This is a genomic window from Pseudovibrio ascidiaceicola, from assembly GCF_900114245.1.
In the GTDB taxonomy this organism is placed as follows: Bacteria; Pseudomonadota; Alphaproteobacteria; order Rhizobiales; family Stappiaceae; genus Pseudovibrio; species Pseudovibrio ascidiaceicola.
In genome coordinates, this window is record NZ_FOSK01000012.1 from 46508 (window position 1) to 59043 (window position 12536).

Sequence of the window (12536 nt, forward strand, 5' to 3'; positions counted from 1 at the left end):
TAAACATCTATCTCGCATCACTTACTCATAACCATATGACCTAAGATGTTTCACTGTTGTCCTTTATAACCTCACAATATATGCAGATCGCAGAAAAGACCGGTGGCGCGCTGACGTCGTGATTTCCCAGACTGGAAAGAACAGAAACCTCAGATGACGATCTCTACCCAACTCTCCGTAAATCCAAAGCAAAACAATTGGGTGTTTTTCACCGTTGCCACCTCCGCGCTTGCTCTCACAGCTGCTATTGGCCTTGCATATCTTGCAAATCCAAACCCGGTTCCAAAGCTGCATCTCGCTAAGGCTGAAGTCTCACATTGCACCGTTGCCGGAGCAACAGCTGTTTTAGGTCTTCGCGGTGAATGGAACTGCATTGCTGCGCAGTGACCACGAGCTTACTTTGAGTTCTGCGCTCGCATCTCGTTGTAGGCTTTTGTAAAACCGGTGGCAGAAAAGTTGATACCAACCTTTTTACCTGCTCTGGACATCATCACAAATCGTCCTTGATCTTTTGCAGCTTTCATTGCGTTGATGAAGGCCTCTTCAGTTTTGCCTTCAATCACACAGCCTTGCGCCATACAGCGATTGACCCGTGCGACCGCCTGAAAATCACCAATGTTCACGCCAACGCCCGGAGCCAAAAGAAAGTCGAGCGGCAATACATATTGCACCATATCGCTCTTTTCTTTCTGGCTGTAGGTGAGTGTCATCAGCAGAATATTCTGGCCGCTTTCCTTATGAACCACACGCTGCTTGATCTGGCAGCTCATGCCGTTCACGGCAGGGTCATAGCACTCCAGCAACCAATCTCCGTGTTGTTGCGTGGTAACCTTAGGGCTGCTGGCAACAGCTGCGTCGCCTTTTGGGGCTGATTGAGCAAAGCCCGGCGTAGCACCAAGAAAAGCAACAGCTCCCAGAGCAAGAGCTGCAATTGTACAAAGGGGAAAACCAAAATTCTTCATTTGAATATCTTGCTTGCAACTATAACGATAGGACTGAGTTATCTATCACACCAATCTAGTTTTGTTGCAATATTGGAGATTTGCGGGAGACCTCTTGTAAAGAGCCCCATGTTTTCCTCAAGGATTTGAAATTATGAAATCTGGAAAAATCAATTACATCGAGTTGCCCGCAGCTGATCTGGAAGCGGTAAAGGCGTTTTACAGCAATGCACTTGGCTGGACTTTCGAGGACTACGGCCCAGAATACACCGCTTTCAATGACGGTGACTTTGATGGCGGTTTTTTCAAGGCAGACCTTTCGTCTTCCACCGCAAGCGGTGCAGCGCTTATTGTGCTTTATGCGGAAAATCTGGAAGCATTGCAGGACACATTGGTGAAAAACGGCGCAAAAATCTGTCGTGAGATCTTTACCTTCCCAGGTGGGCGTCGTTTCCATTTTCTTGACCCTAACAACAACGAACTAGCTGTCTGGTCAGACAAATAACAGGCGAATGCGGCGCTTACCTGCAATATTAGTTGGGGTGATTTGAGGGATTCACCCTGCTCTATGAATAGGCGTAGCTTCCAAGCGAAATTCAGTTCTTCAGGAGATTCGCGTGCGGTTCGCCAAAGCATCAGATGCCGGTCAGTTCAGCCCACTCAGTTCTAAAGGGGCTTCACTCGGAGTTCTCATTGCATCTGCAATGCTCCTTGCCGCCTGTCAATCCAATGTTTTTGGCCCCGATCCGTCAAACCCTCCCTCTGATGCATATGTTGTTTCTATCGAAACCAAGCCATCTGGCGCGCAATGCATTTTGGATGGGTATGCTGAAAACCTACACGTAAAAAGCCCGGGACAGCTCGTCATTCCAGAGGAATACAAGGACGCGCAACTCGTGTGTACGAAAGAAGGCCACGAGGAAGTCCGCGATGACTGGTACCCTGGTGCAGGCGTAGAAATGCCGACAGTTTCCTGGGTCAGGACACTTCCAAAGAAACAGTAGTTTCTATCTCTTAAACCTTCTTAGCAGCGCTTATGCGCTGGCCTCAGCTGAGATCGTATTTGACGATGCGATCTTCTCTGCCTTCTGCACCCTTGCACCAATAATCACCAATACAAGCGCTATTCCGCCAAAAGCACAAAACGCAAAGGACAGGGGCAGCAAGGTCTGATCATAGAAACGGCCAACAATCACTGAGAGGATGAGCGCAATAAACGTGGTAGACGCGCCAACCAATGTAGCAGCCAGACCAGCGATATGTCCGAGTGGTTCCATGGACATGGCGTTCAGGTTTCCGTTCAACATCGGCTGACAGAAGAACGCCAATGAGAGATAGGTCATGAACAGCCACAGATCAGGCGTGGTATCAATGAGGAGTAGATACAGCCCAAAGCTAAGGCTGGTGACGATCTGAATGGTCAAAGCAGCACGGCACATGTTCTGCAAACCAATGCGCCTCACAATACGGCCATTGACGATGGATGCCATGCCAAACACCACGGCAATGCCGGAAAAATAGAGTGGGAATGTTTCGTGGACATTGAAGATGTCTGCAAACATCGGCTGAGCGGTACTGAGATATGTCATCATCGTACCAAAAACAAAGCCAGAAGCCGCTGTGTAATATAAAGTTGCCTTATGGCTTACGACTTCTTCAAGACCTTCCCAAAGCACTCTGGGCGTGATGACCCGGCGATTTTCTGGTTTCAACGTTTCTGGCTGACGCATTGCTAGCCAGATGCAGCCAACAGACGCCATAACCAACATGATGACAAAAATTGCCCGCCACCCAGCAGCAAATAGAATGCCCTGACCAATCAACGGCGCTAATGTGGGCACAATAATAAACACTGCTGTTACAAACGATAGGATGCGCGCCATTTCCGCGCCGACATATTTGTCGCGAACAATCGCCATAACAACCGTCCGGTGAGCACTGGCTCCGACACCTTGAAGCAAACGCCCGAAAATCATCATTGGCAACGATGTCGCTGTGGCTGCGAGCACGGCACCAATCGCGAAAACAACAGATCCCGCATAAACCGCAGGCTTTCTGCCAAAGCGGTCAGAGACAGGACCAAAAATAAACTGCCCCAAGCTTAACCCAAGAAACAACGCAGAAATGATGAGCTGAACGTTGTTGGAATTTCCGACATTTAAATCTTTGCCAATGACTGAAAACGCTGGCAGCACGGCGTCAATAGAAAGCGCAGTCAAGCTGGTCAGCGTAGCCATAAGGGCAACAAATTCAACCGTTCCCAGGCTCGCACCTGCGGTTTTCGGAGAGTCCGACATCTGGATATTCCTGTAACAATCCTGGCAGTTTTGCGGATTTCTTCTGAAAACCCAACACCAAGGATCTACCGTGATTACGGCATTGTCTGTGGGAGCAACATCTTTCACCTATCAGGCAATAAACGTGAAATCAAGAAATGAGATGAATTGTAATCAATGACGTTGTTTGAGGAGTTAGCTCTAAAAACATCTCCAGCACGGTTATTATTGCGGGAGCTTCGCAGCGGTTTCAGGTCTCTTGCGCGTCTTTAAGAAGACACTAGGATTCTTGATGTTATTACTCTCCCATATTTGGGGGCATTATGATTTTGATTGAACGTTTTAGAGGCGCACTTCTCACAACAATACTTGCTGGATTGGTTTTCATTCTTCTGGCAGCCGTTTTCTTTCGCATGGTTGGGGAGCAGCCAGAAAGCAACTCCTACGCCCTACTTGCGGAGGCTTTTCTGCAAGGGCGCTTTGACGCTTCACGCTGCTTTGATCTCGACTGCGCTCTTTTCGAAGAGAAGATCTTTGTCATATTCCCACCTGTACCTGCCTTAATCGCGCTGCCGTTTGTGGCAATGTTTGGTGCAGGGTTTCATCACTTTATTGCTCTAGGGATGATTTGCTTCGTCATTACCGGATTGGTGTGGTGGCAGATAACGCGTAACTACCAGACGGACTACCGACTGGCTCTGCTACTGGTCGCTGCTTTCCTCTTTGCAACACCGCTACAGTACATCGTGCTCCGCGCCGATGGTGTCTGGTTCTTTGCACAAGCCGTCGCTGCAATGCTGACGTCGCTTGCACTTTGGTCAGCGCTCATCAAGAGAAATGCATGGCTTGTGGGATTATTCATCGGTCTCGCGTTTCTCACCCGGCAGATGAGCATTCTTTACATGCCCTTCTTCTTTGTTCTGATGACGCCGACGGACAGGTCAATCTTCGCAATTAATTCTGAGAGCATTCAACGACTGCTTAAGCTCGCCGTTTTCCCTGCAATCGCGATTGGCATTTACTTTGCTTACAATTACGCCCGCTTCGGCGATCCCATGCAAACTGGATATGCATATATCTTCCCGCCAGAATGGGATGCATTGGGTGATCCATCTGCAAAATGGATTGAGGCACGCGTGCAGGAACTCGGTCTGTTCCATCGGGACTACCTGCTTTTCAATCTGGTCCACTTCTTTGTGCAGGGACCGGATGTAGAGTTTTCAGGCAAATATCTGACGCAGATGAGCGGTTTTGGCGACAAGGGGATAGCGCTCTTCATCGGTGCGCCGTTCCTGCTTTATTTCTTTCTCGCCAAATGGAACCGGGAATACCTTTTCGCGGGACTGACAATCGCTCTCATCGCAGGAGTGACGCTCTTCTATCACTCCAACGGCTTCTCCCAGTATTCCGTGCAGCGTTACGTGCTGGACTGGCTTCCGTTGATGATGCTCTTTGTTGTGCGAACCGTGCGGCAAGACAATATGGGGATTTTTGCGATGCTTGTGGTGCAAGCCTTGTTTATTAACGTAGCCATGCAAGCGCTTGCTTTTGCGGCAAACGGTTGAGTGCTGCTCTATCGGGTTTGGCGGAAAGTGATCACCTTGTGGCCAAGATAGTTCGTCACCGCTCCAATAGCGATGGCGAAACCATGTGCAAATGCCTGTGCGATAAAGACAGGCAGGGTAGTCATGAGCATTGCGTTTAAGCCAACAGACAGCCCAAGCACGATAAGAGCTGAGCAGAGATTCACTCCAAGAAAGATCAGTATCTGCCTTTTGACACTCTCAGGCTTTTGCGCCCCTACAAATACAAAATGCTTATAGAGGGTGTATCCGACACTCATTCCGATGAAATAGGCCAGCAACACCGCCAGCCAAAACGGCATGACTACAGACAGAGCAATCCGCAGAAGCCAGTTTACAAAGGCAGACAAGCCACCAGCAAACAGAAATCTGACAATCTGCCTGAATTCAGGGCTGGTATCATAAGACGACTTGAGCGCAGCAAGGCGGGCAGCAACCATCAGACCAAATAGCCTCCGAACCATGCGAACACAAACAGGATGGCAAGAACACCGCCAAGCACAAGGCTCTGCTTATCCTTCAATGCGAAGACAACAGGATCATCGTTCAGTTCCAGCCTCTGGCATTTTAACCAGACCCGGCCAAGCCAAAGGAAAAGGATGGGTGGCATTCCCCATAAAAGCATTGATGCGGAATAAAAGTCTGCATTGAATGCTTCATTGGTCAGGTAAAGCACCATAACCAGCGTTGCAGCCAATCCACTTGCCGACCCAAGCGCAAGGAGAATGGGCAAATCTCTGTTGCGATATCCACGACCCGACATCTCTCCATTTGTGCCAGCCTCCACATGACGGCCAAGCTCCGTATGGCGTTTTGCCAACGACAGCGAGAGGAATAAGTACATGGAAAAGACAAAGAGCCAGGGGGAGGGCGGCACGTCAACCAGCGTTACACCAACCCCAAGACGCATTGTAAACAGCACCGCCAGTACAGCCGTGTCGAGCAAAGGTACCCGCTTCAGATAGAAGGAGTAGGCAACCGTTGTTACCAAGTAGGCGAAAAGACCCAGCACGACAAAGGGCCCCAATATGGCTGCTATGGCAAAGCTCAGAGTAAACCCCAAAGGAATTGCCAGCATAGCATGGGCTATCTTCAGCTTACCCGATGCCAGTGGCCTTGCCTTCTTGCTCCAATGCTGGCGATCCGCTTCAAGATCCCAAAGGTCATTCAGCAAATAAGTGGAGCTTGCAAGAACGCCGAGAGCCACAAAGCCCAGCACTGCACTCGCCCATGCTTCAGGGTTCAAGGCCTGACCACCCAATATAAGAGGCACAAAGAGCAGCGTGTTTTTTGCCCACTGGTGGAGGCGCAAACTCTTCAGGAGAGGCCGAAAAAAACCATCAGGTCTTACAAAGGTCTTTTCTACTTCACCACATCGCATCGCTTTTTGAGATAAACTGTCGGAGGGATGGACGATCAAAGAACGGACAGCGCTCTTAAAGACAGGCAGATCGGAAATACTATCACCAGCATACGCGAAACCATCCGGAAACCGTTGTTCCAGATAGCTAGCTTTGTTGCTCGATTTCAGATTGATCTTGCCATTGCTGGCGTGAACTTCATTAACAAAACCGAGCCGACTGGCAACTGCGATGGCTAAAACTTCATCAGCGGCTGTCGCCATATGAACGTCACGTCCTTTGCCAGCTTCTGCACGAGCATAGGCAACAACATCTTCGTTCAATGGCAAATTATCGATTTTTAAATCTACACGGATAGCCAGTTGCTGTTTTACATAGGCGCGTCCGCGAAAGAGCCAATAAAAAACAACGAATAAGTTCAAAGGGTTTGATTTGAGGAACAGAATGAGTGCTTCAAAAAAGCAATCCGTCCGTATCAGCGTGTGATCAAGATCTAATATAAGCGGCAGTTGTAATTCAGGTTCCGCCGACCTCTGAAGTCTCTGAATATCTTCCATATGCCCCACCCGAAGACTCTGCCCGGTAAAGAGTATGGGTTATGAATACCTAACTAATTACTCTCAATTTTGGTTAATAGTGTCTTCGAATGATTCAGATGTTTTTCCTTGGAAATTTTATTGGACGCAAAACTACTTAAAAAGCTTGTAAATCCTAGGATTGTGCAAGGTTCATAGCCAAACGATCTAGCGATATTTCCCCCAGGATATGATGCAGCGGGCATTTCTTGCGCAGAATACAATTGAATAAGAGAAAAACTACGTTAGAGTGCGTACCGGGATATGCGTATCTGCCAGCAGCGAGGGGAACTGAGCATAAAGCCACTCGTGGGGAGCTGCTAACAGGCGAAATAATTTCTATTTTGCGTTGCTCTCAGGAAAATATGCAATTTTTTGGGTTTGCCCTTCAATTGAGGTGAACTCTAGATCCTATTGAGAAATGTATCCAAGTCGGCGCTGTTGGGGAACAGGCGACCGATGTAGTGAGGAGATTCCTAGATGAAATTCAGCAAAAGCTCTCTTTTGGCGAGCGTAGTCGGTACCGCATTGCTATCTACCTCTGCATTTGCTGCGGGTGTTCATCCAGAAACAGGCGAGAAACTCGCTGACGACCAGACTTTCACATACCGTATTCTCGACGAGCACTCTTCTTTTGACCCACAGGTCAACGAAGACGTATCCGGCTCCGATATTGCGCGTAACCTGTTCGAAGGTCTTTATAGTCAGGACAACCTTGGCAACTTGGTACCAGGTGTTGCTCTGAGCCACACTGTTTCTGACGACAACCTGACTTACACGTTCAAACTTCGCGACAATGCGAAGTGGTCCGATGGCAAGCCTGTAACAGCAGGTGACTTCGTATATGCATGGCGCCGTTTGGCTAGCCCCGAACTCGCATCTCCATACCAATGGTATGCTGAGCTGATGTCCGTTGAGAATGCAGACGCGGTCATTAAAGGCGACATGAAGCCTGAAGAGCTTGGTATTAAAGCTATTGACGATCACACTCTTGAAGTCAAACTGACTCAGCCACTGCCTTACTTCACTGCAATGACCACCCACTCCAGTACTTTCCCATCTCCTAAATGGGCGATCGAAGCACATGGAGCTGCGTGGACTAAGCCAGAAAATATCGTTTCTAATGGTGCCTATAAGCTGGTGAAACACGTTCCGCAGGAAACTGCTGTTATGGAGCGAAACACCAACTACTGGGATAACGAGAGCACCATCATCGACAAGGTTGAAACACTTGTCATCAATGATGAAAACATCGCTTTGACGCGATACCTCGCAGGTGAGATGGATCGTACTGAAACCCCAACAGGACAGTTTCCACGCCTACAGAAAGAGTATCCAGATCAGGCGGTGGTTTTCCCACGCCTCTGTTCTTACTACTACACCTTCAACCAGTCTGCCTCCGGTCCAGAAGAGTTTAAGGATGTTCGTGTACGTAAGGCATTGTCCTATGCTCTTGACCGCCGCGTGATCACAGACGCAGTCATTCAGGAAGGTCAGTTCCCAGCTTATACCTTTACACCTGCAGTGACTGCTGGCTTTGAGGTTCCTGATATCGAGTTCGCTAGCTGGTCACAAGCCGAGCGTGATGCGAAAGCGAAAGAACTGCTGGCAGCTGCTGGCTTTGGCAAAGACAATCCGCTTGAATTTGATCTTGTTTACAACACTTCTGAAGGTCACAAGAAAATCGCAATTGCGATGACCCAAATGTGGAAACAGAAGCTTGGCGTTAAGGTCAACATGAACAACATGGAATGGAAAACATTCCTGAATGAACGTAAAAACGGGAACTTTGAGCTTGCTCGTGGTGCATGGTGTGGCGATTATAACGAAGCATCCACCTTCCTTGACCTGATGGATTCTGAATCCGGCTACAACGACGGCAAATTCAACAGTGCGGAAGTTGACCAACTTTTGCACGATGCAAAGTCAATGACCAATCCGCAGGCGAACTACACTCGTGTTGAAGAGATCATGGCAGACGAAATGCCAGTGATTCCGATCTATCACTACACAGAAGCATATATGATGAATGCACAGTTGAAAAACTGGCCGATCAAAAACGCTGAGCAGAACTGGTACGCTAAAAACCTCTACAAGGTTGCGAAGTAATCCAGCAATCAAGAGCACCGGTGTCCCAGACGCCGGTGTTTTTGCATCTTTTTGTTGCTGAATCACCCGTTCTTCATACGAGACACTAATAACAATGCTCAGCTACATCCTACGAAGAGTGGCTATCGCAATTCCTACATTGCTGCTGCTCATAATAATCTCATTCTTGCTCATGCATGCGGCTCCCGGTGGCCCATTCACGTCCGAGCGCCCGCTCCCTCCTGCGGTCCTTGCCAACATTGAGGCCAAGTATGGCCTGAATAGTCCGATATACGTTCAAATCATCAACTATATTGGTGGAATCATTACGGAATTCGATTTCGGCCCATCCTTTAAGTACAAGGACCGGAGTGTAAACGACATCATCGCACACGGCTTTCCAGTCACACTGACCTATGGCTTCCTGTCATTTGCAGTCGCAGTCATTGTTGGAGGCGCGCTAGGTATCGCAGCAGCGCTCAAACAGAACAGCTGGCTTGATTACTTTGCCGTTGGCGTTTCTATTGGTGCACAGGTCCTGCCTAACTTTGTTATGGCACCTATCCTTGTCCTCGTGTTCACTCTGTGGCTGGGTTGGTTGCCTGGTGGAGGTTGGAACGACGGGCAGTGGAACCACCTGATCTTACCGGTGATCGCACTTTCTACCAGCTACATGGCATCCGTTGCGCGTTTGACGCGTTCTTCCATGCTGGAAGTGTTGCATACCAACTTTATCCGTACCGCCATGGCGAAAGGCCTGCCGTATAAAGTTATCATCTTCAAGCATGCGCTTAAGCCTGCTCTGTTGCCAGTCATGTCTTATCTCGGCCCTGCGTTCGTCTCCATGATCACAGGTTCCGTTATCATCGACATGTACTTCTCGACCGGTGGTATCGGCCAGTTCTACGTGAACTCAGCACTCAACCGAGACTACGCTGTGATGATGGGCATCACGATCCTCATCGGTGGTCTCACCATTCTCTTCAATCTCATTGTCGACATCCTATACGCATGGGTCGACCCGAAGATTAGATACTGAGGGCTGATCACATGATGGTAGATGTTCAAAAAATGGAGCAGTTGGCAGACAATCTGGCTGCTCAAGAAGAAGTCGTAGGGCGTTCTCTGTTCGCAGATGCCCGTCGCCGCTTTTTCAAAAACAAGGCTGCTGTGGTCAGCCTGATCCTTTTGTGCGGTGTATTCCTGTTCTCAACCTTCGGTCACATGATCGCAGTCTGGTCCAACGAAGAGATCGATTGGGGTATTCTGGGGCAGATTGCAGAACTCGGCGCACCAAGCATTGAAAACGGCCACTATTTTGGGGCTGATGAACTTGGCCGCGATCTATTTGCTCGCGTGGTTCAGGGAACCCAGATCTCGCTTATGGTCGGCATCATCGGCGCTTTGATCGCTGTTGTCGTTGGTACATTGTATGGCGCGATCGCTGGCTATTCTGGCGGCAAAGTCGACAACGTGATGATGCGTATCGTCGATATTCTGCAGTCCATTCCTTACATGTTCGTTCTGATCCTGCTTCTGGTGGTGTTTGGGCGGTCAATCTTTATGCTCTTCGTGGGCATCGGTTTGATCTCCTGGCTTGACATGTCTCGTATTGCTCGTGGACAGACGCTGACCTTGAAGAACAAAGAGTTTGTTGAAGCTGCAATCGCGACTGGCGTAAAACCAATCACGATCATCCTTCGCCATATCGTGCCAAACTTGTTGGGCGTTGTGGTGGTGTACTCGACCCTTCTGGTCCCACAGATGATCCTGACCGAGAGCTTTATTTCGTTCCTTGGTCTTGGTGTTCAGGAGCCTAACACCAGCTGGGGTGCGATGATTGCTGAAGGCGCTGGAACAATGCAGTATGGCACGTTGTGGCAGCTGGCATTCCCAATGTTCTTCTTCATCATCACTCTGTTCAGCTTTTTCTTTATCGGCGACGGTCTGCGTGATGCGCTTGACCCTAAAGACCGGTAGGAGGTGAAATCGTGGCGCTCTTGGATATCCAAAATCTACGGATCACCTACGACACTCCTGACGGAGTGGTAGAAGCCGTAAGAAACGTAAACCTACAGATCGACAAGGGCGAAACCCTCGCGATCGTTGGCGAATCCGGCTCTGGTAAAAGCCAGACAGCCTTCGCGACCATGGGGCTTCTGCCTCACAACGCGCAGGTTTCCGGATCAATTAAGTATCAGGGACAGGAAATTATCGGGCTTTCTCACGAGGAGATGAACAAGCTTCGCTCCAATGAGATCGCAATGATCTTTCAGGACCCAATGACCTCCCTGAACCCGTATTTGCGCATCTCGGACCAGATGGCCGAGACGCTCATTTACAACTCGCCAGACGGCAAGCGCATGAAGAAGAAAGATGCGATTGCTGAATGTGTGCGGATGCTCGAAGCGGTAAAGATCCCGAATGCAAAAAACCGCATTCATCTTTACCCGCATGAGTTCTCCGGCGGTATGCGCCAGCGTGTGATGATCGCAATGTCATTGCTGTGTCGTCCAAAGCTGTTGATTGCAGATGAACCTACAACTGCGTTGGATGTGACCGTTCAGGCGCGCATCATGGATCTTTTGGTGGAACTTCAGGAAGAGTTCCACATGGCAATTGTTCTCATCACGCATAACCTCGGCATCGTGGCTGGCTCCTGTGAGCGCACCATGGTGATGTACAAGGGTGAAGTGATGGAGCAGGGCTCTACTGTCGATATCTTCGGCAAACCAAGCCATCCATACACGCAAGGTCTGTTGAGTGCTGTTCCGCGTCTGGATCAGGACGAAGAACGTCTGGTTACGCTGGATCGCAGCTTTGAAACCCCAATGGCGGAGGGCTGATTTTGAGCACGAAAGAGCCAATCTTATCCGTTCGCGACATGCGGGTGGAATTCAAGATCAAAAAGCAAAATGCTTTGCCTTGGCATCAGCCAGACATTCTGCGGGCGGTTAAAGGTGTTTCCTTTGATCTGGCAGAAGGGGAAACCCTCGGCATCGTTGGTGAATCCGGCTGTGGGAAGTCCACTCTTGCCCGTGCGATCATTCGTATGATCCCATCTCAGGGCGGCGAAGTGTTCTGGCAGGGCCGCGACCTGATGAAGATGAACGAGAAAGACCTTCTGGGGATCCGTAAGGAAATCCAGATGATCTTTCAGGATCCTCTCGCATCGCTTAACCCACGCCTGACCGCTGGTCAGATCATCGCGGAACCGCTGAAAACGCATCATCCGAACACATCTAAGGATGAAGTAAAGAAGCAAGTGCGTGAACTCATGGAAAAAGTTGGTCTGTCCGCACGGATGATCAACCGCTATCCGCACGAGTTCTCTGGCGGACAGTGTCAGCGTATCGGTATTGCACGTGCCTTAATCACAAATCCAAAGCTGATCATCTGCGACGAGCCTGTTTCTGCGCTCGACGTATCTGTTCAGGCACAGGTGGTGAATTTGCTGATGGATCTGCAGAAAGAGCTTGGTCTGTCTCTGCTGTTTATTGCGCACGATCTGAGCGTGGTGAAGCACATCAGTAACCGCATTATGGTTCTTGAGTTTGGTGACATCGCTGAGATCGGCGAAGCTCACGACGTGATCCACAATCCGCAGAGCCCTTACACTAAGGAGCTTATCAACGCGGTGCCGATCCCGGACCCTATTGCGGAGCGCAAACGCATTGCGGAGCGCCGTGCGTTGGAAGCTAAAGCCTAAGAC

13 protein-coding genes are annotated in these 12536 nt (G+C 49.5%); 9 read left to right on the top strand and 4 right to left on the bottom strand.

All coding sequences use genetic code 11. The features are described from left to right. The first annotated feature begins 153 nt into the window (after positions 1–153). The gene (locus tag BM231_RS20340) at positions 154–387 is read left to right on the top strand and encodes a hypothetical protein (RefSeq protein WP_093522279.1); all 234 of its coding nucleotides are present in this window, start codon (positions 154–156) and stop codon (positions 385–387) included. Positions 388–395: 8 nt separating this feature from the next. Here the strand turns inward: BM231_RS20340 and BM231_RS20345 are convergent, their stop codons facing one another. Continuing rightward, positions 396–962 carry an invasion associated locus B family protein gene (locus BM231_RS20345; RefSeq protein ID WP_093522281.1) on the bottom strand — a complete coding sequence of 189 codons (567 nt, stop codon included), beginning with the start codon at positions 960–962 and terminating at the stop codon, positions 396–398. A gap of 130 nt (positions 963–1092) precedes the next feature. Here BM231_RS20345 and BM231_RS20350 point away from each other — a divergent pair, with 130 nt between their 5' ends. Beyond that, positions 1093–1446 carry a VOC family protein gene (locus BM231_RS20350; protein ID WP_093522283.1) on the top strand — a complete coding sequence of 118 codons (354 nt, stop codon included), beginning with the start codon at positions 1093–1095 and terminating at the stop codon, positions 1444–1446. Positions 1447–1558: 112 nt separating this feature from the next. Next, complete coding sequence (locus BM231_RS20355) at positions 1559–1945, top strand: hypothetical protein (RefSeq protein WP_093522285.1); 387 nt, start codon at positions 1559–1561, stop codon at positions 1943–1945. A 30-nt stretch (positions 1946–1975) separates the two neighbouring features. On the opposite strand, the gene BM231_RS20360 is transcribed toward BM231_RS20355, so the two are convergent. Continuing rightward, entirely contained in the window at positions 1976–3238 is a 1263-nt protein-coding gene (locus BM231_RS20360; RefSeq protein ID WP_063310212.1) for a multidrug effflux MFS transporter, read from the bottom strand. 302 nt (positions 3239–3540) lie between these two features. Between BM231_RS20360 and BM231_RS20365 the strand changes: the two genes are divergently transcribed. Beyond that, positions 3541–4782 carry a hypothetical protein gene (locus BM231_RS20365; RefSeq protein WP_093522287.1) on the top strand — a complete coding sequence of 414 codons (1242 nt, stop codon included), beginning with the start codon at positions 3541–3543 and terminating at the stop codon, positions 4780–4782. A gap of 8 nt (positions 4783–4790) precedes the next feature. On the opposite strand, the gene BM231_RS20370 is transcribed toward BM231_RS20365, so the two are convergent. Together BM231_RS20370 and BM231_RS20375 are read right to left on the bottom strand one after the other, a co-directional pair. Then, positions 4791–5264: a GtrA family protein gene (locus BM231_RS20370; protein ID WP_244527198.1), complete on the bottom strand. Its 474-nt coding sequence runs from the start codon at positions 5262–5264 to the stop codon at positions 4791–4793. After that, on the bottom strand, positions 5240–6718 hold the full coding sequence (locus tag BM231_RS20375) for a UbiA family prenyltransferase (RefSeq protein WP_093522291.1): 1479 nt from the start codon (positions 6716–6718) through the stop codon (positions 5240–5242). The genes BM231_RS20370 and BM231_RS20375 overlap by 25 nt, the downstream gene beginning before the upstream one ends. 498 nt (positions 6719–7216) lie before the next feature. Here BM231_RS20375 and BM231_RS20380 point away from each other — a divergent pair, with 498 nt between their 5' ends. The 5 genes from BM231_RS20380 (at position 7217) to BM231_RS20400 (ending at position 12533) form a co-directional block, all read left to right on the top strand. Continuing rightward, the gene (locus BM231_RS20380) at positions 7217–8845 is read left to right on the top strand and encodes a peptide ABC transporter substrate-binding protein (RefSeq protein WP_093522293.1); all 1629 of its coding nucleotides are present in this window, start codon (positions 7217–7219) and stop codon (positions 8843–8845) included. A gap of 94 nt (positions 8846–8939) precedes the next feature. Beyond that, positions 8940–9863 carry an oligopeptide ABC transporter permease OppB gene (oppB, locus tag BM231_RS20385; RefSeq protein WP_093522295.1) on the top strand — a complete coding sequence of 308 codons (924 nt, stop codon included), beginning with the start codon at positions 8940–8942 and terminating at the stop codon, positions 9861–9863. Between the two features lie 11 nt (positions 9864–9874). Beyond that, positions 9875–10804 (top strand): ABC transporter permease subunit, encoded by a 930-nt coding sequence (locus BM231_RS20390; RefSeq protein WP_208860535.1) that lies wholly within the window; start codon positions 9875–9877, stop codon positions 10802–10804. An 11-nt stretch (positions 10805–10815) separates the two neighbouring features. After that, positions 10816–11670 carry an ATP-binding cassette domain-containing protein gene (locus BM231_RS20395; protein WP_093522297.1) on the top strand — a complete coding sequence of 285 codons (855 nt, stop codon included), beginning with the start codon at positions 10816–10818 and terminating at the stop codon, positions 11668–11670. A 2-nt stretch (positions 11671–11672) separates the two neighbouring features. After that, positions 11673–12533, top strand: a complete 861-nt coding sequence (locus BM231_RS20400; protein ID WP_093522299.1) for an ATP-binding cassette domain-containing protein — start codon at positions 11673–11675, stop codon at positions 12531–12533. Positions 12534–12536: the final 3 nt, after the last annotated feature.

Excerpts from the sequence above, each read along its gene's own strand:
- BM231_RS20340 (WP_093522279.1), top strand. The coding sequence starts at position 154 with ATGACGATCTCTACCCAACTCTCCGTAAATCCAAAGCAAAACAATTGG.
- BM231_RS20345 (WP_093522281.1), bottom strand. The coding sequence starts at position 962 with ATGAAGAATTTTGGTTTTCCCCTTTGTACAATTGCAGCTCTTGCTCTG.
- BM231_RS20360 (WP_063310212.1), bottom strand. The coding sequence starts at position 3,238 with ATGTCGGACTCTCCGAAAACCGCAGGTGCGAGCCTGGGAACGGTTGAA.
- BM231_RS20365 (WP_093522287.1), top strand. The coding sequence starts at position 3,541 with ATGATTTTGATTGAACGTTTTAGAGGCGCACTTCTCACAACAATACTT.
- BM231_RS20370 (WP_244527198.1), bottom strand. The coding sequence starts at position 5,264 with ATGGTTCGGAGGCTATTTGGTCTGATGGTTGCTGCCCGCCTTGCTGCG.
- BM231_RS20375 (WP_093522291.1), bottom strand. The coding sequence starts at position 6,718 with ATGGAAGATATTCAGAGACTTCAGAGGTCGGCGGAACCTGAATTACAA.
- BM231_RS20380 (WP_093522293.1), top strand. The coding sequence starts at position 7,217 with ATGAAATTCAGCAAAAGCTCTCTTTTGGCGAGCGTAGTCGGTACCGCA.
- oppB (WP_093522295.1), top strand. The coding sequence starts at position 8,940 with ATGCTCAGCTACATCCTACGAAGAGTGGCTATCGCAATTCCTACATTG.
- BM231_RS20390 (WP_208860535.1), top strand. The coding sequence starts at position 9,875 with ATGATGGTAGATGTTCAAAAAATGGAGCAGTTGGCAGACAATCTGGCT.